This window comes from Candidatus Accumulibacter phosphatis (assembly GCF_000024165.1).
Classification (GTDB): domain Bacteria; phylum Pseudomonadota; class Gammaproteobacteria; order Burkholderiales; family Rhodocyclaceae; genus Accumulibacter; species Accumulibacter phosphatis.
In genome coordinates this window covers 3,684,841-3,708,676 of sequence record NC_013194.1, presented here as the reverse complement: position 1 = coordinate 3,708,676, position 23,836 = coordinate 3,684,841, and the positions used below count along the sequence as shown (strand labels likewise).

The 23,836-nt window shown below is 66.4% G+C and carries 23 protein-coding genes; 20 read left to right on the top strand and 3 right to left on the bottom strand.

The annotated features are described in order from the left end of the window. The first annotated feature begins 9 nt into the window (after window positions 1-9). The 4 genes from CAP2UW1_RS16030 (at window position 10) to CAP2UW1_RS16015 (ending at window position 5,867) form a co-directional block, all read left to right on the top strand. Window positions 10-615 (top strand): DUF4194 domain-containing protein, encoded by a 606-nt coding sequence (locus CAP2UW1_RS16030; RefSeq protein ID WP_015767671.1) that lies wholly within the window; start codon window positions 10-12, stop codon window positions 613-615. Further along, window positions 608-3,976 (top strand): ATP-binding protein, encoded by a 3,369-nt coding sequence (locus CAP2UW1_RS16025; protein WP_015767670.1) that lies wholly within the window; start codon window positions 608-610, stop codon window positions 3,974-3,976. Before CAP2UW1_RS16030 ends, CAP2UW1_RS16025 begins: the two co-directional genes overlap by 8 nt. Next, on the top strand, window positions 3,973-5,148 hold the full coding sequence (locus tag CAP2UW1_RS16020) for a DUF3322 domain-containing protein (protein WP_015767669.1): 1,176 nt from the start codon (window positions 3,973-3,975) through the stop codon (window positions 5,146-5,148). The genes CAP2UW1_RS16025 and CAP2UW1_RS16020 overlap by 4 nt, the downstream gene beginning before the upstream one ends. A gap of 182 nt (window positions 5,149-5,330) precedes the next feature. Beyond that, window positions 5,331-5,867: an REP-associated tyrosine transposase gene (locus tag CAP2UW1_RS16015; RefSeq protein WP_015767668.1), complete on the top strand. Its 537-nt coding sequence runs from the start codon at window positions 5,331-5,333 to the stop codon at window positions 5,865-5,867. Window positions 5,868-6,360: 493 nt separating this feature from the next. On the opposite strand, the gene CAP2UW1_RS16010 is transcribed toward CAP2UW1_RS16015, so the two are convergent. Continuing rightward, the gene (locus tag CAP2UW1_RS16010; protein ID WP_015767667.1) at window positions 6,361-7,284 is read right to left on the bottom strand and encodes a recombination-associated protein RdgC; all 924 of its coding nucleotides are present in this window, start codon (window positions 7,282-7,284) and stop codon (window positions 6,361-6,363) included. Window positions 7,285-7,510: 226 nt separating this feature from the next. Here CAP2UW1_RS16010 and CAP2UW1_RS16005 point away from each other — a divergent pair, with 226 nt between their 5' ends. The 7 genes from CAP2UW1_RS16005 (at window position 7,511) to CAP2UW1_RS15980 (ending at window position 13,971) form a co-directional block, all read left to right on the top strand. Continuing rightward, window positions 7,511-7,705, top strand: a complete 195-nt coding sequence (locus CAP2UW1_RS16005) for a YjfB family protein (RefSeq protein ID WP_015767666.1) — start codon at window positions 7,511-7,513, stop codon at window positions 7,703-7,705. A 358-nt stretch (window positions 7,706-8,063) separates the two neighbouring features. Continuing rightward, window positions 8,064-8,240: a hypothetical protein gene (locus CAP2UW1_RS25655; RefSeq protein ID WP_015767664.1), complete on the top strand. Its 177-nt coding sequence runs from the start codon at window positions 8,064-8,066 to the stop codon at window positions 8,238-8,240. Continuing rightward, window positions 8,237-8,845 (top strand): plasmid pRiA4b ORF-3 family protein, encoded by a 609-nt coding sequence (locus CAP2UW1_RS16000; protein WP_015767663.1) that lies wholly within the window; start codon window positions 8,237-8,239, stop codon window positions 8,843-8,845. The genes CAP2UW1_RS25655 and CAP2UW1_RS16000 overlap by 4 nt, the downstream gene beginning before the upstream one ends. Before the next feature lie 38 nt (window positions 8,846-8,883). Continuing rightward, a complete protein-coding gene (locus tag CAP2UW1_RS15995; protein WP_015767662.1) occupies window positions 8,884-11,910 on the top strand; it encodes an ankyrin repeat domain-containing protein in 3,027 nt (1,008 codons plus the stop codon). 107 nt (window positions 11,911-12,017) lie between these two features. Continuing rightward, the gene (locus tag CAP2UW1_RS15990) at window positions 12,018-13,214 is read left to right on the top strand and encodes a glycosyl hydrolase (protein ID WP_015767661.1); all 1,197 of its coding nucleotides are present in this window, start codon (window positions 12,018-12,020) and stop codon (window positions 13,212-13,214) included. Window positions 13,215-13,226: 12 nt separating this feature from the next. Further along, window positions 13,227-13,484 (top strand): MoaD/ThiS family protein, encoded by a 258-nt coding sequence (locus CAP2UW1_RS15985; RefSeq protein WP_015767660.1) that lies wholly within the window; start codon window positions 13,227-13,229, stop codon window positions 13,482-13,484. Between the two features lie 25 nt (window positions 13,485-13,509). Further along, a complete protein-coding gene (locus CAP2UW1_RS15980; protein ID WP_015767659.1) occupies window positions 13,510-13,971 on the top strand; it encodes a hypothetical protein in 462 nt (153 codons plus the stop codon). 10 nt (window positions 13,972-13,981) lie between these two features. Here CAP2UW1_RS15980 and CAP2UW1_RS15975 read toward each other — a convergent pair whose 3' ends face one another. Continuing rightward, window positions 13,982-14,587 (bottom strand): LysE/ArgO family amino acid transporter, encoded by a 606-nt coding sequence (locus CAP2UW1_RS15975; RefSeq protein WP_015767658.1) that lies wholly within the window; start codon window positions 14,585-14,587, stop codon window positions 13,982-13,984. A 95-nt stretch (window positions 14,588-14,682) separates the two neighbouring features. Here CAP2UW1_RS15975 and CAP2UW1_RS15970 point away from each other — a divergent pair, with 95 nt between their 5' ends. The 3 genes from CAP2UW1_RS15970 to CAP2UW1_RS15955 all read left to right on the top strand — a co-directional run bounded on the left by CAP2UW1_RS15970 (window position 14,683) and on the right by CAP2UW1_RS15955 (window position 16,921). Continuing rightward, window positions 14,683-15,591, top strand: a complete 909-nt coding sequence (locus CAP2UW1_RS15970; RefSeq protein WP_015767657.1) for a LysR family transcriptional regulator ArgP — start codon at window positions 14,683-14,685, stop codon at window positions 15,589-15,591. A 175-nt stretch (window positions 15,592-15,766) separates the two neighbouring features. Continuing rightward, complete coding sequence (locus CAP2UW1_RS24000) at window positions 15,767-16,288, top strand: hypothetical protein (protein WP_015767656.1); 522 nt, start codon at window positions 15,767-15,769, stop codon at window positions 16,286-16,288. A 30-nt stretch (window positions 16,289-16,318) separates the two neighbouring features. Next, on the top strand, window positions 16,319-16,921 hold the full coding sequence (locus CAP2UW1_RS15955) for a glycine zipper family protein (RefSeq protein WP_015767655.1): 603 nt from the start codon (window positions 16,319-16,321) through the stop codon (window positions 16,919-16,921). 1 nt (window position 16,922) lies between these two features. Here CAP2UW1_RS15955 and CAP2UW1_RS15950 read toward each other — a convergent pair whose 3' ends face one another. Further along, entirely contained in the window at window positions 16,923-17,417 is a 495-nt protein-coding gene (locus CAP2UW1_RS15950; protein ID WP_015767654.1) for a hypothetical protein, read from the bottom strand. A gap of 201 nt (window positions 17,418-17,618) precedes the next feature. On the opposite strand from CAP2UW1_RS15950, the gene CAP2UW1_RS15945 reads away from it, so the two are divergent. The 6 genes from CAP2UW1_RS15945 to CAP2UW1_RS15920 all read left to right on the top strand — a co-directional run bounded on the left by CAP2UW1_RS15945 (window position 17,619) and on the right by CAP2UW1_RS15920 (window position 23,835). Next, entirely contained in the window at window positions 17,619-18,263 is a 645-nt protein-coding gene (locus tag CAP2UW1_RS15945) for a dioxygenase family protein (RefSeq protein WP_015767653.1), read from the top strand. Further along, window positions 18,263-19,573: an NTP/NDP exchange transporter gene (locus CAP2UW1_RS15940; protein ID WP_015767652.1), complete on the top strand. Its 1,311-nt coding sequence runs from the start codon at window positions 18,263-18,265 to the stop codon at window positions 19,571-19,573. Before CAP2UW1_RS15945 ends, CAP2UW1_RS15940 begins: the two co-directional genes overlap by 1 nt. A 12-nt stretch (window positions 19,574-19,585) precedes the next feature. Beyond that, on the top strand, window positions 19,586-20,530 hold the full coding sequence (locus CAP2UW1_RS15935) for an aldo/keto reductase (RefSeq protein WP_015767651.1): 945 nt from the start codon (window positions 19,586-19,588) through the stop codon (window positions 20,528-20,530). 114 nt (window positions 20,531-20,644) lie between these two features. Next, window positions 20,645-21,157, top strand: coding sequence for a YkgJ family cysteine cluster protein (locus CAP2UW1_RS15930; protein WP_015767650.1), 513 nt, complete (start codon window positions 20,645-20,647; stop codon window positions 21,155-21,157). Window positions 21,158-21,170: 13 nt separating this feature from the next. After that, complete coding sequence (locus CAP2UW1_RS15925; RefSeq protein ID WP_015767649.1) at window positions 21,171-21,629, top strand: (2Fe-2S)-binding protein; 459 nt, start codon at window positions 21,171-21,173, stop codon at window positions 21,627-21,629. Window positions 21,630-21,639: 10 nt separating this feature from the next. Beyond that, a complete protein-coding gene (locus CAP2UW1_RS15920) occupies window positions 21,640-23,835 on the top strand; it encodes a xanthine dehydrogenase family protein molybdopterin-binding subunit (RefSeq protein ID WP_015767648.1) in 2,196 nt (731 codons plus the stop codon). Window position 23,836: the final 1 nt, after the last annotated feature.

Genomic DNA, 23,836 nt, shown 5'->3' with positions numbered 1-23,836 from the left:
ACATCGGCCATGGCCAGCCCCGACCTGTCGGCGCTGGTGATCCCGCTGCTCAAGGGCGTGATCTATCAGGAGGCCGACGCCGGCCAATGGAATGCGCTGCTGACGCTGCAGGCGCGCGTGCGCGACTATGTCGCGGTGCTCGACCTCGAACTGGTCCTCGATGAGGCCGAAGGCTATGCTTTCCTGCGCGCGCGGCCGGAACCCGAGGAGGGCGCGGCGACCCGGCTGCCGCGGCTGGTAGCCAGGCGCCCGCTGTCGTTTCCGGTGAGCCTGTTGCTGGCGCTCCTGCGGAAGAAACTGGCCGAGTTCGACGCCAGCGGCGGCGACACCCGCCTGGTTCTGGCGCGCGACGAGGTCGCCGAGCTGATGCGCGTCTTCCTGCGCGAAGGCAGCAATGAGGCCCGGCTGATCGATCAGATCGACTTCTACCTCGGCAAGGTCGTCGAACTGGGTTTCCTGCGCCGCCTGAAGGTCGAGCACGGCCAGCCGCCGATGGTCGAGGTGCGGCGAATCCTCAAGGCCTTCGTCGACGCGCAGTGGCTGGCCGAGTTCGACCAGCGGCTGGCGGCCTACCGCTCGCTGTTGCCGGGACGCCAGGAAGCAGCCGATGAATGATCCGCAGAGCCTCGGTCTCGACTTCGTCGCCGACGATACGCTCTCCGGCTTCCGGCTGCAGCGCCTCGAAGTGTTCAACTGGGGAACCTTCGATGGCCGCGTCTGGACGCTCCATCCGGAAGGCAAGAATGCACTGCTGACCGGCGACATCGGCTCGGGCAAGTCGACCCTGGTCGATGCGGTGACGACGCTGCTCGTGCCGGCGCAACGCATCGCCTACAACAAGGCTGCCGGTGCCGACAGCCGCGAGCGCACGCTGCGCTCCTACGTGCTTGGCCACTACAAGTCCGAGCGCAACGAGATCAGCGGCACGGCGCGGCCGGTGGCACTGCGCGACCACAACAACTACTCGGTGATCCTCGGCGTCTTCCACAACGCCGGCTACGACCAGACGGTCACGCTGGCGCAGGTCTTCTGGATCAAGGATGCGCAAGGGCAGCCGGCCCGCTTCTTCCTTGCCGCCGAACGCGACCTGTCGATTGCCGGCGATTTTGCCCATTTCGGCAGCGACATCGGCGCGCTGCGCAAGCGGCTGCGGCGACCGGGCAATGATCTCTTCGACAGCTTTCCGCCGTACGGCGCCTGGTTCCGGCGGCGCTTCGGCATCGACAACGAGCAGGCGCTCGACCTCTTCCACCAGACGGTGTCGATGAAGTCGGTCGGCAACCTCACCGACTTCGTGCGTAGCCACATGCTCGAGCCTTTCGACGTGGCGCCGCGCATCACCGCGCTGATCGGCCACTTCGACGACCTCAACCGCGCCCACGAGGCGGTATTGAAGGCCAAGCGCCAGGTAGCCATGCTCACGCCGCTGGTGGCCGACGGCGAGCGGCATGCGGCGGTGGTCGCTCAGGTCGAGGAACTGCGCGCCTGCCGGGAAGCGCTCAAGCCCTATTTCGCGGGTCTCAAGGTCGGCCTGCTCGACAAGCGGCTCGCCGGATTGGCGGAGGAGTGGCGGCGGCAGGACGCGCAACTCCGGCGCCACGCCGATCAGCGTGACGCGCAGCGCGTCGAGGAGGCGGAGCTTCGCCGCCACATCGCCGAGAACGGCGGCGATCGGCTGGAGCGCCTGGCGGCCGAGATCCGCCGGTTGGAAAACGAGCGCCAGGTGCGTGCGCGCCGGGCGCAGCGGCGTGCCGATCTGCTGCACGCCATCGGCGAGGAGGCGGCCGAGGACGAGGCCGCTTTCCTCGACCAGCGACAGCGCCTGGCGGCGCTCGCCGAAACGGCGCGCGGACGCGAAGCCAGCCTGCAGAACGACCTCACCGAACTGGGCGTCAGCCTGCGCCAGGGCAAGCAGGAACACGCCGAGCTGTCGGCCGAGATCAGCAGCCTGAAGGCCAGGCGCAGCAATATTCCGGCCGAGCAGATTCTGATGCGCTCGGCCCTCGCCAAGGCCCTGTCGCTGCCCGAAGAGCGGATGCCCTTTGCCGGCGAACTGCTGCAGGTGCGCGACGAAGAGCGCGACTGGGAGGGCGCTGCCGAACGTCTGCTGCGCAACTTCGGCCTGTCGCTGCTGGTTCCCGATGACGATTACGCGAAGGTCGCCGAGTGGGTCGACAAGACCCAGCTCCGCGGCCGCCTGGTGTACTTCCGGGTGCGGCACAGTGCGCGCAACGAGATGGCCAGTCTGCACCGGGATTCGCTGGTCCGCAAACTGGCCGTCAAGCCCGACTCGGCCTGCTACGACTGGCTCGAACGCGAGCTGTCGCACCGTTTCGACGTCGCCTGCTGCGCGACGCAGGAGCAGTTCCGGCGCGAGACGCGGGCGATCACGCGTGCTGGCCAGATCAAGGCCCCCGGCGAACGGCACGAGAAGGACGACCGCCATCGGCTCGACGACCGCAGTCGCTACGTCCTGGGGTGGACCAATGCGGCGAAGATCGACGCCCTCGAAGCCAAGGCGCGGGCCCTCGAGCTACGGCTGGCCGAGCTGGGCGGCCGCATCGGCAAGATCCTTGCCGAGCAGAATGCGCTCAAGGAACGGCTGACGGCACTGTCGAAGCTCGACGAGTACGGCGACTTCCAGGAACTCGACTGGCAGTCGCTGGCCAGCGAGGTGGCCAAGCTGGCGGAGGAAAAGCGACTCCTCGAAGCGACCTCCGACGTGCTGCAGAACCTCGCCGTTCGCCTGACCCGCCTGCAGGCTGACCTCGCCCAGACCGAGGCGGCGCTTGCCGAGAAGACCCGCGACCTCGGCGCGACGCAGGCCAGGCGCGAGGCCGCCGAGGCTTTGCGTCAGCAAACGCTGGCGCTGGTCAGCGAGGCGGCGCAGGATACCGCACATTTCGTCCGACTCGGGGAGATGCGCGCCGAGGCACTCGGTGAGCATCAACTGACCGTCGAGTCGTGCGAGAACCGCGAGCGCGAGATGCGCGACTGGTTCCAGAAGCGGATCGATGCCTGCGACGACAAGTTGCGGACGCTGCGCGACCGGATCATCGACGCGATGCGCGCCTATTGCCTCGTCTTTCCGCTTGACGCCCAGGAAGTCGACGTCGCCATCGCGGCGATCGGCGAGTACCGGGCGATGCTCGACAAGCTGCAGGCCGACGACCTGCCGCGCTTCGAAGTGCGTTTCAAGGAGTTGCTCAACGAGAACACCATCCGCGAGGTGGCCAACTTCAACGCGCAACTGGCGATGTGGCGCGAAACGATCCGCGAGCGCATCGGCCGCATCAACGGCTCGCTTACCCAGATCGACTACAACCCCGGCCGCTACATCGCTCTCGAAGCGCAGGCGACGCCGGACGCCGACATCCGCGATTTCCAGGGCGAGTTGCGCGCGTGCACCGAAGGCGCGATGACCGGTTCGGAAGACGCGCAATACTCGGAAGCGAAGTTCCTGCAGGTGCGCCGGATCATCGAACGGCTGCGTGGCCGCGAGGGACTCTCCGAGCAGGACCGCCGCTGGACGGCCAAGGTCACCGACGTCCGCTACTGGTTCGTCTTCGCTGCCAGCGAGCGCTGGCGCGAGGACGACAGCGAGCACGAGCACTACTCCGACTCGGGCGGCAAGTCGGGCGGTCAGAAGGAGAAGCTGGCCTACACCATCCTGGCGGCCAGTCTGGCGTATCAGTTCGGCCTCGAATGGGGCGCCGTGCGTTCGCGTTCCTTCCGCTTCGTCGTCATCGACGAGGCTTTCGGGCGTGGCTCGGACGAGTCGGCGCAGTACGGGCTGCGGCTGTTCGCCCAGCTCAACCTGCAATTGCTGATCGTCACCCCCTTGCAGAAAATCCACATCATCGAACCCTTCGTCGCCAGCGTCGGCTTCGTTCATAACGAGGAAGGCCGCACCTCGAAGCTGCGCAATCTGTCGATCGAGGAGTACCACGCCGAGAAGGCGCGGGCAGCCGGATGAGCTGGACCCGGCCTGCCGGCCTGCGCGCCCAGGTGCAAAGGCTGTGGGATCGCGGAGAATTGCTGGCCAGCGTGGTGACCGGCGAGTCGCTCTTCCCTCGCCGCCTGCTGCTCAAGGGGCCGACCTCGGCCGAGATGAGCGAGCGTTTCAACGAACTGCGTGCGTGGATCGGCGAACTGCAGGCGATGGCGCACTGCCGGGTCGAGTTGCGCGAGTTCAGGCATCGCCTGTTCGGCACCAATGCCGTGCCGCAGGAAGCCTGGGTCGACAGCCTCGACGACGCTCTGGCACTGATCGGCAAGCGGCGCGACGCCAGTCGCTTCGGGGCGCTGCTCGATCTGACGCGCCTGCGCCAGCCGGCATTGCTCGACTGGCTGGCGAGACGGCCGCTGCGCGCGCTGGAACTTGCCGACGCCTGGGGTCGGCTGCTCGACATCGTTGCCTGGGTGCACGCGCATCCGCGGCCCGGCGTGTACCTGCGGCAGGTGGACGTCCCCGGCGTGCACAGCAAGTTCATCGAGGCGCATCGCGGCGTCCTCGGCGAGTTGCTCGATCTCGTCCTGCCGGCCGAGGCCGTTGTCCTTTCGGCTGCGGGAGCGAGCCAGTTTGCCCGACGCTACGGCTTTCGGGAAAAGCCGGCGCGCCTCCGTTTCCGCATTCTCGACCGCGAGCACGCCTTGTTGCCCGGCGATCCCGAACAGGACCTCACGCTCGATGCGCGCAGCTTTGCCCGCCTCGATCCCGGCGTGTCACGCGTCTTCATCACCGAGAACGAGGTCAATTTCCTGGCTTTCCCCGAGGTCACCGACAGTCTGATCATTTTCGGCGCCGGCTACGGTTTCGAGCTGCTCAGCGAAGCGCGCTGGCTGTCGCGCTGCCGCCTCCATTACTGGGGTGACATCGATACGCACGGCTTCGCGATTCTCGACCAGTTGCGCGCGCAGTTCGAGCATGTCGATTCCTTCCTGATGGATCGCGCGACCTTGCTGGCCTTCGAGTCGCTGTGGGGCGAGGAGGACAAGCAGACGCTGCGCGACCTGCCGCGGCTCTCGCCAACGGAGAGCGCCCTCTACGACGACCTGCGCGACAACCGCCTGCGCAGGAACCTGCGCCTGGAGCAGGAGAGGGTGGGCTTCGCCTGGGTCAAGGCGGCGCTGGCGGCGTTACCATGACGATGAAAACACCAATGGCTGGTGGCGATGACCGTAGCCCGGATGGAATGCAATGAAATCCGGGGAAACACACCGAAGCGCCTCGCGGGCCCCGGATTCCGCTGGCGCTGCATCCGGGCTACGGGGCTACGGGTCAGGCGGGCCGGGCGCATGGGGCAGGTCGATAGAGAGAGGGGTCGCGAATGGTGCATTACCGGCGCATCAGGCTCGAGGGTGGGACCTGCTTCTTTACCGTGACACTGGCCGACCGCCGTGCACGGGTGTTGACGGATCACGTTGACCTCCTGCGATCGGTGCTTCGGCGAGTCCAGACGGCGCGGCCGTTCGCGATCGTGGCGATGGTGGTATTGCCCGACCACTTGCACGCGATCTGGACCTTGCCGGCGGGCGACGCCGACTACTCCGGCCGCTGGCGGGCGATCAAGGCAGGTCTTACACGCGAACTTGTCACCAGCGGCCTACCGCTGGCGCGCAACGACAAGGGCGAATACGACTTGTGGCAGAGACGTTTCTGGGAACACACCGTACGCGACGAGGCCGACCTCGCCGCGCATGTCGAGTACATCCACTTCAACCCGGTGAAACACGGCCTGGTGGAGCGAGTCAAGGACTGGCCGTGGTCGTCGTTTCACCAGTACGTGCGGCGGGGCTGCCTGGCAGGCGATTGGGGATGCATTTCCAGCGGCCCCGCGGGCCCGTCGCGATTGACGCCCGAGTAGCCCGGATGAAATGAAATGGAATCCGGGGCAAGGTTGGAGGTTCCTGGGGATCCCGGATTTCGCTGGCGCTGCATCCGGGCTACGGGATTGGTGGGCGAGTATCGCGGATGAAATGAAATGGAATCCGGGGCAGGGTTGGAGGTTCCTGGGGATCCCGGATTTCGCTGGCGCTGCATCCGGGCTACGGGATTGGTGGGCGAGTATCGCGGAGGAAATGAGATGGAATCCGGGGCAGGGTTGGAGGTTCCTGGGGATCCCGGATTTCGCTGGCGCTGCATCCGGGCTACGGGATTGGTGGGCGAGTATCGCGGATGAAATGAGATGGAATCCGGGGCAGGGTTGGAGGTTCCTGGGGATCCCGGATTTCGCTGGCGCTGCATCCGGGCTACGGATTGGGGGTCGAGTAGCCCGGATGAAATGAAATGGAATCCGGGGCCCAAGCCACGCGCCCTGGGGTCCCGGCTCGGCGTTGCCGCGTTACCGTGTCAAGGCGCTACGGCGCGGGCGCCGGCGCGGGCGCCGGCGCGGACGCCGGTTCGCCGCCCAGCGCTTCGATCAGGTCGTCGAGCAACTGCGCGACTTCGCCGGTCATCAGCGTGAAGTCGATATCGAAGCGTTCGTCGGCGTTCTCGGATTGGCCGTCGGACTGTTCCTTGAGGATGTCGAGGAAGGCGAGGCGTTTGAGCTGCAGGTTGTCGTCGAGGACGAAGGAAATGCGGTCGTTCCAGGTCATGGCGAGGCGCGTGACGACCTTGCCGGCCGCGATGTGCTGGCGAATCTCCTCGCCTTCGAGCGAGTGCTTCACGTAGCGTACGGTTGCCTTCTCCGCCGAGCGCAGTTCGAGATCCTGATCCAGGGTGAAGCCGGCCGGCGCTTCGCCCTCGGCTACCCAGCCGGTCATCGCCGCCGATGGCGATTGCGTCACCTTGAGCACCTTCGCCGGCAGAGACTCGAGCGATTTGCGCAGATGTTCGAGGAACTCCTCGGCCTTCGCAGGTGCGGCCGAGTCGATGACCAGCCAGCCGTTGCTCCTGTCGATCCAGGCAAAGGTGGTACGACTGCGGATGAAGGCGCGTGGCAGCAGTTCGAGTGTCATTTCCTCCTGGATTTCGCGCATCTCCTTGCGACCGATGCGGCGTCCTTCGGCCTCCTCGATGGCCTTGGCCTTGTCGCTGGCGAAGCGCTTGACGATCGACGCCGGCAGCAGCTTCTCCTCGATGCCGAGAGCGAGCAGCCACTGCTGATTCACCGAATGGATCAGCGGGCCGCCTTCGCGTGGCGGCACCCAGCCGATGCTGCGCGGGTCGGTGGCGTTGCAGCCCTGCAGCGTCAGGCCGGCGAGTTGCTCTTCAAGCCCGGCGGCTTCGACTGCCCAGTGCTTCGGCAGGCGGTATAGGTAGAGATTCTTGAACCACATGGACGGCCTCGAAAAAGTCGGGAATTATAGGCTTGAATGGGTGCGCGAACTCGCTGATGCGCCGATGCGCTGCACCGGGCGACAGGCGGTAGGCGCACGCCGGGAGTTGCGGCGCCGCCGAGCACACGATCGGCGGTCATGCGGCCGCCGTGATCGGCCTCAAGAATCCGCCGGATATGCCGTAGAAGCAGGTTCACGGTCAGCAGATCACGGGAGCTTGGAAATCATGGACGTGTCAGCCATCGCCAGCCTGGCGACCGAGATGAGTCAGGAGAGAACGGCGCAAGCGGTGCAGATCGCTGTGCTGAAGAAGGCTCTCGACCTTCAGGAACAGGGCGCCATGCAGCTTGTTGCGGCGGCCTCGCAGGTCATTCCCAGCAATCCGCCGCATCTCGGCAACGCCGTCGACACCTTCGCGTAGGAGACAGCGCTTCCTGCGTCGTCGCGGTCGTCAATCGGGCATGCCCGGGCCGGTACAGTTGTACTGGCGCGTCGTCGACGCGTCGGCCTGTCCGAAGGCCTGAAACGGTCGGGCCCTCTGGTCGACGGCGACACCGACTTCGTGCGACTCGTCGACCATCGGCCCGCTAGCTCGCTAGCACGGCGTTGCTCGGTCATCAGCGGTTGCCGGCAGCGAAGAGCACGCAGCCCCTGCTTCCCTGGACCATCAGCATGAATCCTGACGGAGTCTCGTGCCGTGACGCCGGCCATCGCCGATGTCGCCGGGCACCAGTGGTTTGCTAGAATGAACCACCTACCCGCCGGTTACGTCGCTCGCCATGGCCTCTGCGGACAACCCCCTCCTGAGTTTACCCCTGCTCGACATTGACGCCGAAGCCTTCGACCGACTCTACGGCTTCGTTTCCCATCCCATTCCCTTCCGGGCCGGCAGGCGCGTGGCGGTACGCGTGGTCAGCCAGTTCGGCGAGGAATCGACCAAGGTATTGCAACCATGAACGCAACAGCGAAGAACGCCGGTGGCCGCCTGCGCCTCAAGATCAACCTCGACTACTGGGAACCGTCGATCTGGCGCCGCGTCGAGGTCGACAAGGACCTGACCTTTGCGGAGCTTCACCGGGTCATCCAGGTGGCCATGGGCTGGGGCGACGACCACCTGCACGAGTTTCGCGCGGCCGGCCGGGTGGTGGGCAATTCCAGCCTCGACGACGACATGTTCGGTGGGCAGCCGGCGCTTCCCGAAGATACCACGACGCTCGGCGAGTTGCTGGCGAGGCAGCGCAAGTTTCGTTACTGGTACGACTTCGGTGACGACTGGTGGCACAGCATCGCCATCGAGGCGCGCCTGCCGGCCGACCCGGCGGCGCCGCGCGCCGTGCTGGTCGCCGGCGAAGGCGCGTGTCCGCCGGAGAACTGTGGCGGGGTCTATGGCTACGCGAATCTGCTGGATGCCCTGAAGGATCCGGAGCACGAGGATCACGAGGAGATGAGGGAGTGGCTGGGCGACGATTTTGACCCGAATGCGTTTGACTTGGCAGCGCATGCCGAAAGAGTCACCCTTGTCGCGCAGCGGTCAAGAACCGGACTGAGCAGGGTGAAGTAGGATTCGCACTTTTTTCACAACCCTGGCTGGAACCGACAGTGAAGATTCTCGAGTACACCGGCCTTGACACCTCGCGCGTCAAGGCCAGCTACTGCAAGGTGGCCGATGCCATCGCCCGGCACGATTTCCGTGCCGCCCAGGTCAAGAAGCTGGTGAATCTCAGCCACGGCAAGTTTTACCGTGCCCGGCTCGGCGACGCGGACCGGCTGCTGTTCTCGCTGGTTCGCCACGGCGACGAGGTCTGCGCGCTGATGCTCGAAGTGATCGCCAACCACGACTACGACAAGTCGCGCTTCCTGCGCGGTGCGGCGATCGACGAGAGCCGGATCCCCGACATCGGCGCCGACGAGGCGATCGGCGAAGCACTGCCGGTTCGCTACCTGCATCCGGAACGGACGGCGATTCATCTGCTCGACAAGCCGATCTCCTTCGACGACACGCAGGACGCCGTCTATCGCCAGCCGCCGCCCTTGATCGTCGTCGGCAGTGCCGGCAGCGGCAAGACGGCGCTGACCCTCGAGAAGCTCAAGCACGCCGAGGGCGAGGTGCTCTACGTCACGCACTCGAGCTATCTGGCGCAGAGCGCCCGCGATCTGTATTACGCCAACGGCTTCGAGCACACCGCGCAGGAAGCGGTTTTCCTCTCTTACCGCGAGTTCGTCGAGTCGATCCGCGTGCCGCCGGGTCGGGAAGCGACCTGGCGCGACTTCGCCGGCTGGTTCGCGCGCATGCGGCAGACCTTCCGGGAGTTCGACGGCCATCAGGCCTTCGAGGAGATTCGCGGCGTGCTGGCCGCCGGCGCCGCCGGCGTCGTGTCGCGCGCCGACTACCTGGCGCTCGGCGTGCGCCAGTCGATCTTTCCGGTCGATCTGCGCGACAAGCTCTACGATCTGTTCGAGAAGTATCGCGGCTGGCTCGCCGAAGCCAGGCTCTACGATCTCAATCTCGTCGCCCAGGATTGGCAGGCGCTGGCGGCGCCGCGCTACGACTTCGTGGTCATCGACGAAGTCCAGGACATCACCACCGTGCAACTGGCGCTGGTCCTCAGGACGTTGAAGAAGCCGGGCCATTTCCTGCTCTGCGGCGACTCGAACCAGATCGTGCATCCCAACTTTTTCTCCTGGAGCCAGGTCAAGAGCCTGTTCTGGAAAGACCCGAAGCTCGCCGAGCGGCAGGAGTTGCGCGTCCTCACCGCCAATTTCCGCAACGGGCTGGAAGCCACGCGCGTCGCCAACCAGTTGCTGAAGATCAAGCACCGGCGCTTCGGTTCGATCGACCGCGAGAGCAACTTCCTGGTGCAGGCGGTCGGCGGCGACGCCGGGCAGGTTGCCTTGCTGCCCGACAAGGACGTCACCAAGCGCGAACTCGACCAGAAGATTCGCCAGTCCACGCAGTTTGCCGTGCTGGTGATGCGCGACGAGGACAAGGTCGAGGCGCGGAAGCATTTCGCGACGCCGTTGCTGTTCTCGATCCATGAAGCGAAGGGGCTGGAATACGAGAACATCGTCCTCTATCGCTTCGTTTCCGATCACCGCGCCGAGTTCGGGGAGATCGTCGACGGCGTCGCGGCGGCCGACCTTGCTGTCGACACGCTCGACTACCGGCGGGCGAAGGACAAGAGCGACAAGTCGCTCGAGGTTTACAAATTCTTCGTCAATGCCCTCTACGTGGCGCTGACACGCGCCATCAAGAACGTTTACGTGATCGAGTCGGACACCGGCCATCCGCTGTTCGGGCTGCTCGAGCTGAACCTCGGCCAGGTCAAGGTCGAAGCCCGGCAATCGACCCTCGAAGACTGGCAGAAGGAAGCGCGCAAGCTCGAACTGCAGGGCAAGCAGGAACAGGCCGAGGCCATCCGCCGGACGATCCTCAAGCAGACGCCGGTTCCCTGGCCGGTTTTCGGCGAGGAAAGAGTCACCGAACTGCTGGTCAAGGTCTTCCGCGAGCAGGCCCCGGGCGCCAAGATGAAGCAGCAGCTCTACGAGTACGCAACCTGTCATGATGAGCCGCAGCTCGCCGAGTGGCTGGCCAGCGAAGCCAGGTTCGAGCAGGCGGCAAACTTCACGCAGCAGCGCGCGACCTTCGGCCGGAAGACCTACGTCCCCTATTTCGCGAACCACTTCAAGGACATCCTCAAACAGTGCGAGCAGTACGGGCTGGAGCATCGGCTGCCGATGAACCAGACGCCGCTGATGGCCGCGGCGGCGGCCGGCAACCTGCCGCTGGTCGAGGCGCTGCTCGATCGCGGCGCCGACCGCGACGCCGTCGATCAGTACGGCTACAACGCCCTGCACTGGGCGCTGCGCGAGGGTTTCCGCGAAGCGAAATTCGCGCGCGGCCCGCTTGCCGCGCTCTACGAGCGGCTTGCCCCGGCCAGCATCGACGTCAATACCGGCGAACGTCTGGTGCGCCTCGACCGGCATCTGTCCGAGTACTTCCTCTTCCAGACCCTGTGGGTCCTCTGCAAGTCGCGCTTCACCCACCGTCAGCGGCGCACCAACGGCGCCTTCGAGGCGCAGGCCATTCTCGACGCCTGGCAGTTTCTGCCGGCCAACATCGTCCGTCCCGAGCGCAACAAGCGTCAGCATCTTTCCAGCGTCCTGGCGCGCAACGAGATCGACCGCGACTACGCCTACAACCGGGCGCTGTTCAAGCGCGTCAGCCAGGGCTGGTATCAGTTCAATCCGAAGCTCGCCGTGCGTCGTCGCCAGGGCGACGAGGAGACGTGGGCACCGATCTTTGCGGCGCTCAACCTGCCGCTGATCAACGAGTTTTCCCGGCTGAACGACTGGGGATGGCCTGAGCCGATCCCGAAGATCATCGACCGCTTTCTTCTCCTGACAGGCCTGCCTGGATGGCGAGTGCCGATCGCCGCCGAGCGCTCCGTCGCGCGTGCGCGGGCACTCGAGGAAGAACGTCTGGTCGAAGCACGAGCACTGCAGGCGCAACGCGAAGCAGAGCAGGCCGCCGCGGCGCAGAGGCCGGTCAGGTGGGACGGTCCGCAAGCGAAGCGGCTCGAGATCGAACGTATCCGGCGCGAGATTGAGGCGCGCAAGAACCGCTGAGCGAGGCGCGCAAGAAGCGTTGAGCGAGGCGCGCAAGAGGAGCTGGATGAGCCGCGCAAGAAGCATTGAGCGAGCCGCGCAAGAAGCGCTGATGAAAGGAGATCCTGATGTCCAAGACGACCAGCCAGCCAGCCAGCGGGGCGCGCGCTGCCGCTACCCGTTCAGCGTCGCACGCCCTGCCGGCACGCCGGGTGCTGCTCCTCGTCGCCACGCGCAAGGGCGCCTGGCTCTACGAAAGCGATGCGGAGCGAAAGACGTGGCGCGTCGACGGACCGCACTTTCTCGGTCACATCATCAATCATCTGGTCCTCGATCCGCGCGACGGGCGGACGCTGCTGGCTGCGGCGAAGACCGGTCACCTGGGTCCGACGATCTTCCGCTCGGAGGACCTGGGCCGAACCTGGAAGGAGGCGGCGCGGCCGCCGGCTTTCGCCAAGTCTGCCGCGCATGGCCGGACGGTCGACCACACCTTCTGGCTGACGCCGGCGCACGCCAGCGAGCCGAACACCTGGTACGCGGGCACCTCGCCGCAGGGTCTCTTCCGTTCGCAGGACGGCGGCGTCACCTGGGAGCCATTCTCGTCGGTGAACGACGATCCGCACTACCGGACCTGGATGGGTTCGGCGCAGGACGGCACGCCGGACGGGCCGAAGCTGCACTCGATCCTCGTCGACCCGCGCGATCCCGCGCACCTCTACTTCGCCATGTCCGGAGGGGGCGTGCACGAATCGGTCGACCACGGCGGCAACTGGGCGCCGCTGGTGGACGGGCTGGAAGTCGTCGAAGGCTTCGACCCGGCCAACATCACCTTCCACGACCCGCATTGCGTCCGCCTCTGCCCGAGCCATCCGGACCGTCTCTATCAGCAGAACCACTGCGGCATCTATCGTCTCGATCGGCCCGGCAGGCAGTGGCTGCGCATCGGCAAGGCCATGCCGCAGGCGGTCGGTGACATCGGCTTTCCGCTGGTGGTGCACCCGCACGATGCCGATACCGCGTGGGTGTTGCCGATGGACGGCAGCAACGTCTGGCCACGGACCAGCCCGGACGGCAGGCCGGGTGTTTACGTGACTCGCGATGGCGGCGAGAGCTGGCAGCGACTGGCCAGCGGTCTGCCGCGGCAGCAGGCGTGGTGGACGGTAAAGCGCCAGGCGATGAGCGCGGATGCACAGACCCCCGTCGGCCTGTACTTCGGGACCACCAGCGGCGAGTTGTGGATGAGCCGCAACGAGGGCCGCCGGTGGAAGTGCCTCGCCCGGCATCTGCCGGAAATCTACGCCGTCGAAGCCGCCGAACTGGCCTAGGGAGGGGCCCCGATGAAGGTGCTGATCCCGACGCCACTGCATTCGTACACAGGGCAACGCGAGGTGGAGGCGACCGGGTCGACGCTCGCGGCGGTTCTCGCCGATCTCGACCGCCAGTACCCCGGAATGCGCTTCCGCATGCTCGATGAGCAGGAGAGACTGCGCCCGCATGTCCGCTTCTTCGTCCGCGGCGAGGCCATCTTCGATCTGGCAACGCCCTTGCGGGCGAGCGACGAACTGGTGATCGTGCAGGCGCTGAGCGGCGGTTGATTGCCGAGGGAAGAGACGAGTCGAGTTGCTGTCGCTCTCCGCCGGCGGCGTGAGCGAGCCGCGAGCGGATTGGTCGGAAGCCGCGCTGCAACACGTGCACAGCGCGCTGAGGGCGAAGGCCGCCGTACTCGGTCTCAAGGTCCGCATGCTTGCCGACGACGAAGCCGACGCTCTGGCCGAGGTCAATACGCTGCATGCCGCGGTCGCCCGTTCGATCGCCATTCACCACAGGTGGGGTGGCAACAGTGCGCTGCCGACCAAGGAGGGCAAGCTGGACTGGTCGCTCGGTGACGCTGTGCTGCCAATCCATGCGGCAACGGGTGGCGATTATGCCTTGTTCATCTGGATATATCGCGGAGCTTCGTCAATCAGCAAGTTGTGCGTCGTCGCGCTGGTCTACCAGGCTCCCCGACTGACGTTCTTCCCTCGCCACAAGGAACGCGTCGAGGCGATCGCAAAGAGCGCCGTCATCAAGACATCGCCGTGAGCATTACCGATCACTGGCCAACGAGCAACGTGATCGCCAGTCCCGCCATGATCAGGGCAATCAGCGTGTCGAGCACGCGCCAGGCGGTGGCCTGGCTGAAGATCGGCGCCAGCAGACGCGCGCCGTAGCCGAGAGCAAGGAACCAGACGAAGCTGGCCGCGGCCGCACCGGCGCCAAACCCCCAGCGTCCGCTCTCGCCGCGCTGGCTGGCCAGGGAACCGAGCAGGATCACGGTGTCCAGATAAACGTGTGGGTTGAGAAAGGTGAAGGCCAGGCAGGTCGCCATGGCGGCGCCGATCGACATGCCGGCGTCGGCATCGATGCTCATCTGCTGCGGGCGGCTGGCTCGCCTCGCCGCCGCCAGCCCATACGCCAGAAGAAAGGCGGCGCCACCGTAGCGAGCCGCCGTAAGGATCTGCGGAGCCGATTGGAGCAAGACACCCAGCCCGGCAATCCCCGCCCCGATCAGCAAGGCGTCGGCGCTGGCGCAGACGAGGACAACGGGGAGAACGTGCTCGCGGCGAATACCCTGGCGAAGCACAAACGCGTTCTGCGCGCCGATGGCGATGATCAGGGCGGCTCCGGACAGGAACCCGGCGATTGGATCGGCTGGCATGGCGCGACGGCGTGGGTGGCGATGGGGCCAGCTTAACTGGCGAAGATGCGTGAATACAGCTAAAGTTCCTAATGAATCATTAGAATCGCTAACGTATGCGCATCGACAATGCCCAACTCGCCGCTTTCGCCGCGGTCCTCGGCGAAGGGTCGTTCGAACTGGCCGCCCGGAAATTGAGCGTGACGCCGTCCGCCGTCAGCCAGCGGATCAAGCTGCTCGAGGATCGCCTGGGCCAGGTGTTGATCCAGCGGAGCACGCCTTGCCGGGCGACTGCTGCCGGACGACGCCTGCTTCGGCATGCGGAACAAGTTGCCTTGCTGGAATCTGAGGTGTTGTCCGAGCTGGGCGTTGTCGAGGGCAGTGGGCAAACGAACGTGCGCATTCCCATCGTGGTCAATGCCGACTCTCTCGATAGCTGGTTTGCCGAGGTCTTCGACGCCCTTCCCGGGGTGACGTCAATCACACTGGATATTCGCAGCGAGGACCAGGATCACTCGGTGGCATTGTTGCGCGAAGGAACGGTGATGGCTGGGGTCAGTGCCAGCGCCGAGGCGATCCAGGGGTGCCGTGTCGAAGCGCTCGGGGCGATGCGCTATCTCGCGGTGGCATCGCCAGCTTACGTCGACAGGTATTTTGCCGCCGGGGTAAGCGCCGATACGCTGAACGCGGCGCCGGTGCTCATGTTCAACAAGAAGGATGCCTTGCAGCGGCTTTTCGTGGCGCGTCTCACCGGCACCGTTCTGCAGGCGCCCACGCACTGTGCTCCGTCCACGCGCTCCTTCCTCGAAGCGGCACGACGCGGTGCCGCGTGGGGCATGATGCCCGAGCAAATCGTTGCCGCGGCTTTGCGGAATGGCGATCTGCTCGAGATGGTCCCGGATCACTGGCTGGACATACCTTTGTACTGGCACTGCTGGCGAATCGGCTCGTCAGCGCTGGACGTGCTGAGCAAGCTTGTCTGTCAGGCGGCAGGCCGGAGTCTGCACGTTCCGGAAAGCGCCTAGCGCGTGTCGACCGAGAGCCGCCGCGCCGTATTGCCGGGCACGCGGTAATCCGCTTTGTGCCCTGAAGCGTTAAGAGACTGTTGGCGACCGCGGAAACGCGACGATGGCGTGAGCAGTCGTGTCAGACTTGCGTTCTGGCGGCGGATCGTACGCGTGAGGCAGAGGAGTCAAGGTGATGAAGCGAGGCCCGGCAATACTTGCGGCACTGGTGCTGTTTGCGATGGCAAGCAGCACGGAGATGGCCCACGCCTATGGGGGCGGCTGGTACCGCGGCGGCCCCGGCGGTGGCTGGCATGGCGGCGCCTACTATGGTGGCCGTGGCTATTACGGTGGCTGGGGAGGTCGTTACTGGGGTCCCGGCGTCGGCGTCTATGTTGGCGGACCGGCCTATTGGGGTGGCGTGCCTTATGCCTACAGCTATCCGTACGGCTATGGCTACGCCCCCTACGCCAGCTACGTGGTGACCGATCCTGTGGTCGTCGTTGAACGGGAGGTCGACGTGGTCACGCCGCCCACCCAAAGCAACGTGAGTCAGCCTGCTGTACAGGACAGTTCCAGCCCGCCGCCGACGTTCTGGTTCTATTGCACCGACCCGGCGGGTTACTACCCCTACGTGCAGAAATGCAGCAAGGACTGGTTACCGGTCGTACCGCAGGCGAACACGGGTTCGCGGACGCGGCCCAAGCTGGCCCGATAAACCGATCGCCGAACCGTGACGGGAACTGACATGCAAAAGAGAATCTTGTGGCTGCCGCTTGTGGCCACCAGTCTACTGCTCGTGGCCGGGTGCGTGAGCGTGCCCGCCGGTCCGACGGTACTGGTCCTGCCGGGACAACAGAAATCCTTCGACCTCTTCCAGTACGACGACATCGCGTGCCGGCAATACGCGCAGTCATTGGTGGCGCCGGCCGGTCAGGAGGCGGTCAACAATGCGGCCGGCACGGCGGCCGTGGCGACCGTGATCGGTGCGGCGGCGGGTGCGATCATCGGTTCCGCATCGGGGCAGGCAGGCCAGGGGGCCGCGATCGGAGCGGGCACGGGATTGCTCTTCGGCAGCGCCGCCGGCGGGAACACCGCTTACCTGTCGAGTTACGAGCTGCAGCGACGCTACAATGTCGCGTACATGCAGTGCATGTACGCGCGCGGCAATCAACTGCCGGGGCAGGCCGTGTATCGGCAGGCGCCGACGCCCTCACGAGCACCTGGCGCGCCCCAGTCCGCCTATCCGCCGGCCAATACGCCGGCGCCTTCCTCCTCGTCACAATCGCCAGCGAGCTATCCGCCGCCGAACACCCCGGCGCCGGCGGGAGTGTCTTCCACACGCAGGTAGGTCAACCGGCGTGTCGGCGAGCGGGCGCCGAGACGACAGCGTGATGCGCCCCTTTCTCCTGGCTGGCTCGCGATTGGGTTCGCCGATTCGTTCGCCGTCTGCGCTCCACTGCGGCGACTGACCGCGCGCAATGCGGCCGCCTGAAACCGGCGAACGTCTCGCTGGCCAAGTCCGGTGACGGACCGAAAAAGGGTTGCGGCTCGCTATCGAAACCAAACACGGCGGTTGCCAGGAAGACGCCATTGGGCTGCGGGCCATGCGGGACTTCGGCGTAACTGGTGGTGCCGACGCCGTTGGTCGGATCGATGGACTTCGGCGAATTCAGGAATGAGCCGTCGAAGACGTGATTCGCCGGCGCCGTGTTGTAAATTCCGGTAAAGCGATTCAGGTTGAACCAGCCGGCCACCTGGTCTACCTGCTGCAAGATGAGGGCCCCACTCGCGTCGTCGGCGCCGCGCAGCACGCCGCCACCGGCGGCCGCCAGCTGAACAGCCACATTCTGCGAGAAGCGTTGCTCATCGATACTGAGGTTGCCACGCCACGACAGACCGTCGAGGATGGAGTTTCAATGCGTCGCCCCAAACGCCGTGGGCGCGGCCTGATCCGCCGCGTTGAAGGCCAGTGATGGATTGGCGGGGCTGACAACGGAATTATGCACGACGGACTCGGTCGAAGAGCCGACGCCATGGAGATCCGCATGTCTCATTCAGCCAATCGCCGCATTCTGCTCGCCAGTGCCGCCGCCGGGCTCTCGCTGGCTCTCCCTGCCTGGGCGGGGCTGTTGCGCACGCCGTCGCAGGCATTGGGGCCTTTCTATCCACGCCAGCTGCCGCTCGACAACGACAATGATCTGGTCAGCGTCGCCGGGCGAACGGGCATCGCGCGCGGCGAGATCTGCAACCTGCATGGCCGCATCCTGGATGAGGCGGGCCAGCCGGTGGGCGCAGCCCGGGTGGAGATCTGGCAGTGCGACGCCTTCGGCCGCTATCACCACCCCGACGATCGTGGTGACCGCCCGCTGGATCCGGATTTCCAGGGCTACGGAAGGTTCACGACGGGTGTCGATGGTGGCTACCGCTTCCGTACCATCAAGCCGGTTCCTTATCCCGGCCGTGCGCCACACGTTCACTTCGCCATCACGGTTGCCGGCCAGGCACCTCTGGTTACCCAGATGTACGTCGCCGGCGCCGCGGAGAATGCCGGCGATGGGTTGCTGCAGGGTGTGCGAGACCCGCAGGCGCGTGCCGCCCTGCTCGCGACATTCGTACGGCCGGCCGACGGGGGCGATCTGCTCGCACGCTTCGACATCGTTCTCGGACCGGCCACGCCGGGTAGCCGCTGATGGCTTCGTCGGCGTGGGCCGCGCGTTTGGCGCGCGTCGTCGACTGCCGCCCGGGCGAGGGGCGATTGCTGTTCTGGGCGTTTTCCGGGTTCTTCCTGCTCCTTGCCGGCTATTACATCCTGCGCCCGGTGCGCGAGGAGATGGGCGTCCAGATCGGGCCGGACAGGCTGCAATGGGCCTTCACCTTGACGCTGGCCGGCATGTTGGCCATCGTTCCGCTTTATGGCTGGGCGGCTGCCCGGCTGCCACGGCGCGCGCTGCTGGCGACGGTGTTCGCTATCACGGCGCTGGTGCTGGGCGGTTTTCAGGCGTGGATCGCCGGTGGCGCCTCGCCGGCGGCGGCACTTGCCTTGTTTGTCTGGGTCAGCGTCTTCAACCTGATCGTCGTCTCGCTGTTCTGGACCGCCATGGCCGACAGCTTCTCGCACGGTCAGGCGCGGCGACTGTTCGGCATGATTGCCGCCGGCGGCAGCACCGGCGCGCTGGTCGGCCCGACGATCACGGCTTTCTCGGTGCACGCCGTCGGCGTGCACGGCTTGCTGCTGGTTTCGGCGGCATTGCTGCTGTTGTCGCTGCTGTGCATCCTGCAGGTCGCCGACGGCCATGCCACGCCCGAGGCGGGCCAACCGCTGGGCGGCAACGTCCTCGCCGGGTTGGCCGAGGTCGCCGCTTCCCCCTACCTGGCCATGATTGCCCTGGTGATCGTGCTGCAAAGTGTCGTCGGTACCTTCGTCTATTTCGAGCAGGCGCGTCTGGTCAAGGCAGCCGCGCTGGCCGCCGAGACGCGTACGCAGCTCTTCGCGCTGATCGACCTGGCGGTGAACCTGCTCGCGCTGGGCCTGCAGGCGATGGTTGCCGGTCGCCTCATGCAGAAGGTGGGCCTCGGCATTACGCTGGCGGCCGTGCCTCTGCTGCTGGTGGTGCCTCTGGCGGTGCTGGCGGCAATACCGGTGCTGACGGCAGTGCTGGTCATCCAGGTCATTTCGCGCGCCGGCGGCCATGGCCTGCTGCGCCCGGCGCGCGAGGCCCTGTTCACCGCCGTCCCGCGCGAGCCGCGCTACAAGGCCAAGAACGTCCTCGACACGGTGGTGTCACGCGCGGGCGACGCCTTCGGCGGCTGGTTGCACGCGGCCGCCGGGCTGGGCACTTCGGGAGTCGCCCTGGCGGCAGTTCCGGGTGCCCTGGCGCTTGCCTGGCTGGGGCTGCGGCTCGGCCAGCGTTACCAGCAGCAGGTGGCAGAGACGTTGCCGCCAGGCGAGGGTGGGGCAAGGGCGCCAGATGCGCTGGCCGCGGCGCCGGTGCAGCGATGAAAGGGAGAGGTGATGAAGGCAGGTAACCAGGATTCGGCCGCCGTCGGGCGGCGCGCTGCGCTGAAGACGATTGCCGCAGGCGGGCTCGCCCTGGCCGGTAGCGCGCTCGCCGCGGCCCCGGCAATTCCCGGCGGCGGCCCGCTCAGGCGGCCTATCCCGGCGTCCGGTGAGTTGATCGCCGCCGTCGGGCTGGGCACCTACGACAGCTTCGACGTCGCCGACCCCGCCAGTACGGATCTCGAGCAGGTGCTCGCGCGCTTCGTGGCGCTGGGCGGGCAGATGGTGGACAGCTCGCCGATGTATGGGAACGCGGAATCGGTGGTCGGCAATCTGGCGGCGACGCTGCGTTTGCGCGACCGCCTTTTCCTCGCCACGAAGGTGTGGACTCACGGGCGCGCCGAAGGTATCCGGCAGATGGAAACCTCGTTCAGCCGGCTGCGCACGCAACGCCTGGAACTGATGCAGGTGCACAACCTGGTCGACTGGCAGGTGCAGCTGCCGACGCTGCGCGAGTGGAAGCAGCACGGTCGCCTACGCTATTACGGGGTCACGCACTATCACGAAGGCGCCTATCACGAACTCGAAACGGTGCTGCGCGCGGCCCGGCCGGATTTCGTGCAGCTCAACTACAGCCTGGCCGAACCCGCCGCCGCAGTGCGCATGCTGCCGCTGGCCCGGGACCTGGGCATCGCCGTCATCATCAACCGGCCCTTCGCCAAGGCCTCGTTGTTCGGGCGGGTACGCGGCAAGCCGCTGCCCGAATGGGCGGCCGAGTTCGACTGTGTGAGCTGGGCCCAGTTCTTCCTCAAGTTCATCCTCGCCGAGCCTGCCGTGACCTGTGTCATCCCGGCCACAGGCAAGGTCCACCACCTCGAGGACAATCTTGCGGCGGCCCAGGGCCGCTTGCCCGATGCCCAACAACGGGCGAGAATGCGTGAAACGCTGGCGCGGCTGTGAGGAACGGCCAGCGAAGGAAAGCGGGTCGCCGGCATCCAGGTCGGCGGCGCGCACAGTTGCCCGCAAGCCGTCGCCAGCTCTCCCGTACATGCCTGTTGATCCGTGCCAGCAAGGATGAGTGCTCTATCCCTGACCCAGCTCCACGCCGACATCGACGCACGCGTACTGGCGATCCGCGAAGATCGCCCCGAGTGGCCGTGCGCCAAGGGCTGCGACGGCTGCTGTCGGCGGCTTGCCGACGTCCCGCAACTGACGCCGGCCGAATGGAACCAGATGCGCGAAGGTCTGGCGACGCTGTCGCCGGAGAGTCTTCGACAGGTCAGCCGTAACATTGCGGGGCTGGCTGCCGTTGACGGCGAGCGGCCGCGTCACATCGTCTGCCCGCTGCTCGACCGGTCCGCCAACGCGTGCCTGGTCTATGCCCAGCGCCCGGTGGCCTGCCGCACCTACGGCTTCTATGTCCAGCGCAGGCTCGGACTTTACTGTCACGACATCGAATCGCGCGTCGCCGCCGGCATGCTGGTGGACGTGGTGTGGGGCAACCACGAGGCGATCGACCGGCAGCTCGCCAGTTTCGGCGAAGCCCGCCCGCTGAGCGAGTGGTTCGAGGGCTGGGACGTTCTCTAACAGGAGTCAGGTCATGATTCAGTTCACCGTCAATGGTCAGCTTCGCCAGGTCGACATTGCTCCGGATACCCCGCTGCTCTGGGTCCTCCGCGATACCCTCGAGTTGACCGGAACCAAGTACGCCTGCGGTCAGGCGCTATGCGGCGCCTGCGTCGTGCATGTCGATGGCGCTCCCGTGCGCGCCTGCATGACCCCGGTATCGGCGGTCGCCGGGCGACAGGTCACGACCATCGAGGGAGCCGAGCGGTCGCGCGTCGGCAGGGCCGTCCAGGACGCCTGGCGGAAGCTCGATGTCGTGCAGTGCGGCTACTGCCAGTCCGGCCAGATCATGAGCGCGATGGCGCTGCTCGCCAGCAACCGCAAGCCGACCGACGCCGACATCGACAATGCCATGGCGGCCAACCTGTGCCGTTGTGCGACCTATCAGCGCATCCGGGCGGCCATCCACGCGGCCGCCAAATCCCTTGCCTAGGAGCCCGGACATGCTCAACACGACGATTGAGAACGCCAGCCGCCGCAGCTTCATGCAGGGGGCCGCCGGGCTGACGCTCGGCTTCTGCCTGCCGGCGACCGCCGCCGCGCCTGTCGCCGGACAAGCCGCCTCGGCGCCGCCGGTGTTCGCACCCAATGCCTTCCTGCGCATCGCCCCCGACAACACGGTTACGGTCATCTCGAAGCACCTCGAGATGGGGCAGGGTACCTATACCGGACTGGCGACGATCCTCGCCGAAGAGCTCGACGCCGACTGGCAGACGGTACATATCGAGGGCGCGCCCGCCGATGCGCAGCGCTACAACAACCTCTTCTGGGGGCCCAACCAGGGCACCGGCGGCAGCACGGCGATGGCCAATTCCTGGGATCAGCTGCGCCAGGCCGGTGCCAGCGGCCGGGCCATGCTGGTCAGCGCAGCGGCCAAGCGCTGGCGCGTGCCGGCGGCGGAAATCACCGTCCGCGACGGCGTCGTCAGCCATGCGGCGTCGAAGAGGCAGGCGCGCTTCGGCGAACTTGCCGCAGCGGCGGCCGCGGAAGCGGTGCCGGCCAGCGTCACGCTCAAGGAAGCGAAGGATTTCCGCCTGATCGGCAGGTCTGCGCCACGCCGCGACAGCGCCGACAAGACCAATGGCAAGGCGGTGTTCACGCAGGACATCCACTTGCCCGGGATGCTCGTCGCCGTGGTCGCGCATCCACCGCGTTTTGGCGCCACGGTGCGCCGATTCGATGCGACGGCGGCCAGACGCGTCAAGGGTGTCGTCGATGTCGTGCAGATTCCCTCGGGGGTCGCGGTGCTCGCGCGCGACACCTGGAGTGCCAAGAAGGGACGCGATGCGCTGAGCGTCGATTGGGACGAAACGCGCGCTTTTCGGCTGGGCAGCGACGAAATCCTCGCGCGCTACCGTGAGATGGCGAAGTCGCCCGGCCTCGTCGCCCACCGCACCGGCGATCCCGAGCAGGCCTTTGCGAATGCCGCAAATATCGTCAAGGCGACCTACGACTTTCCCTATCTCGCGCATGCGGCCATGGAGCCGATGAACTGCGTGATCCACTTGACCGAGCAGGGCTGCGAGGTATGGAACGGCGAGCAGCTCAATACCGGCGACCAGTCCCGGCTGGCGGAAGTCTTCGGCCTCAGGCCGGAGCAGGTGAAGATCAACATGCTCTACGCCGGCGGCAGCTTCGGCCGGCGCGCCAACACCCATTCCGACTATGTCGTCGAAACCGCCCGCATCGTCCAGGCGATTGGCGGCAAAGCGCCGGTCAAGCTGGTCTGGATGCGCGAGGACGACATGCGGGCCGGCTACTACCGACCGTTGTTCCACCACGCCCTGGAAGCCGCCCTCGACGCGGGTGGCAGGCTCAGCGGTTGGCGACACCGGCTCGTCGGCCAGTCCATCCTCGCCGGCTCGCCTTTCGAGTCGATGATGGTCAAGGACGGCATCGATGCGGTCTCGGTCGAAGGCGCGGCCAACCTGCCTTACGCCATTGCCAACCGGCTGGTCGATCTGCATACGCCGAAGGACATTGCTGTACCGGTGCTCTGGTGGCGCTCGGTCGGCTCCTCACACACCGCCTATGCGACCGAGGTGTTCCTGGATGTGGTGGCGAGAGCGGCAGGCAAGGATCCGGTCGCCTGGCGCCTGGAACTGCTGGCCGAGCATCCTCGCCACCGCGGTGTTCTCCAGCTCGTCGCCGAGAAGTCCGGCTGGGGCACGCCCTTGCCGGTCGGCAGCCCGGGCAGTCGGCGGGGCAGGGGTGTCGCCGTCCATGAGTCCTTCCAGTCCTACGTGGCGCAGGTCGCCGAGGTTACGGTTGCTGCGGACGGCACGCTCAAGGTCGACCGCGTCGCCTGTGCCGTCGATTGCGGTATCGCGATCAACCCGGACAACATCCGCTCGCAGGTCGAAGGTGCCGTCGGTTTTGCCCTGTCAGCGGCGCTGTATGGCGAGATCACTTTGCGCGAGGGGGCCGTCGTCGAGGGTAATTTCGACACCTATCCGCCGATCCGGATCGGCGAGATGCCACGGGTCGAGGTGCACATCGTTTCGTCGGCAGCCAGGCCGACAGGCATCGGCGAGCCCGGCGTTCCGCCTCTGGCGCCGGCGGTGGCGAACGCGATCGGCGCGGCGACCGGCAAGTATCCCGATCGCCTGCCGTTCCGCGCTGAAGACCTGCGCGCCTGAG

Excerpts from the sequence above, each read along its gene's own strand:
- CAP2UW1_RS16030 (WP_015767671.1), top strand. The coding sequence starts at position 10 with ATGGCCAGCCCCGACCTGTCGGCGCTGGTGATCCCGCTGCTCAAGGGC.
- CAP2UW1_RS16025 (WP_015767670.1), top strand. The coding sequence starts at position 608 with ATGAATGATCCGCAGAGCCTCGGTCTCGACTTCGTCGCCGACGATACG.
- CAP2UW1_RS16020 (WP_015767669.1), top strand. The coding sequence starts at position 3,973 with ATGAGCTGGACCCGGCCTGCCGGCCTGCGCGCCCAGGTGCAAAGGCTG.
- CAP2UW1_RS16015 (WP_015767668.1), top strand. The coding sequence starts at position 5,331 with ATGGTGCATTACCGGCGCATCAGGCTCGAGGGTGGGACCTGCTTCTTT.
- CAP2UW1_RS16010 (WP_015767667.1), bottom strand. The coding sequence starts at position 7,284 with ATGTGGTTCAAGAATCTCTACCTATACCGCCTGCCGAAGCACTGGGCA.
- CAP2UW1_RS16005 (WP_015767666.1), top strand. The coding sequence starts at position 7,511 with ATGGACGTGTCAGCCATCGCCAGCCTGGCGACCGAGATGAGTCAGGAG.
- CAP2UW1_RS25655 (WP_015767664.1), top strand. The coding sequence starts at position 8,064 with ATGGCCTCTGCGGACAACCCCCTCCTGAGTTTACCCCTGCTCGACATT.
- CAP2UW1_RS16000 (WP_015767663.1), top strand. The coding sequence starts at position 8,237 with ATGAACGCAACAGCGAAGAACGCCGGTGGCCGCCTGCGCCTCAAGATC.
- CAP2UW1_RS15990 (WP_015767661.1), top strand. The coding sequence starts at position 12,018 with ATGTCCAAGACGACCAGCCAGCCAGCCAGCGGGGCGCGCGCTGCCGCT.
- CAP2UW1_RS15985 (WP_015767660.1), top strand. The coding sequence starts at position 13,227 with ATGAAGGTGCTGATCCCGACGCCACTGCATTCGTACACAGGGCAACGC.
- CAP2UW1_RS15975 (WP_015767658.1), bottom strand. The coding sequence starts at position 14,587 with ATGCCAGCCGATCCAATCGCCGGGTTCCTGTCCGGAGCCGCCCTGATC.
- CAP2UW1_RS15970 (WP_015767657.1), top strand. The coding sequence starts at position 14,683 with ATGCGCATCGACAATGCCCAACTCGCCGCTTTCGCCGCGGTCCTCGGC.
- CAP2UW1_RS24000 (WP_015767656.1), top strand. The coding sequence starts at position 15,767 with ATGAAGCGAGGCCCGGCAATACTTGCGGCACTGGTGCTGTTTGCGATG.
- CAP2UW1_RS15955 (WP_015767655.1), top strand. The coding sequence starts at position 16,319 with ATGCAAAAGAGAATCTTGTGGCTGCCGCTTGTGGCCACCAGTCTACTG.
- CAP2UW1_RS15945 (WP_015767653.1), top strand. The coding sequence starts at position 17,619 with ATGTCTCATTCAGCCAATCGCCGCATTCTGCTCGCCAGTGCCGCCGCC.
- CAP2UW1_RS15940 (WP_015767652.1), top strand. The coding sequence starts at position 18,263 with ATGGCTTCGTCGGCGTGGGCCGCGCGTTTGGCGCGCGTCGTCGACTGC.
- CAP2UW1_RS15935 (WP_015767651.1), top strand. The coding sequence starts at position 19,586 with ATGAAGGCAGGTAACCAGGATTCGGCCGCCGTCGGGCGGCGCGCTGCG.
- CAP2UW1_RS15930 (WP_015767650.1), top strand. The coding sequence starts at position 20,645 with ATGAGTGCTCTATCCCTGACCCAGCTCCACGCCGACATCGACGCACGC.
- CAP2UW1_RS15925 (WP_015767649.1), top strand. The coding sequence starts at position 21,171 with ATGATTCAGTTCACCGTCAATGGTCAGCTTCGCCAGGTCGACATTGCT.
- CAP2UW1_RS15920 (WP_015767648.1), top strand. The coding sequence starts at position 21,640 with ATGCTCAACACGACGATTGAGAACGCCAGCCGCCGCAGCTTCATGCAG.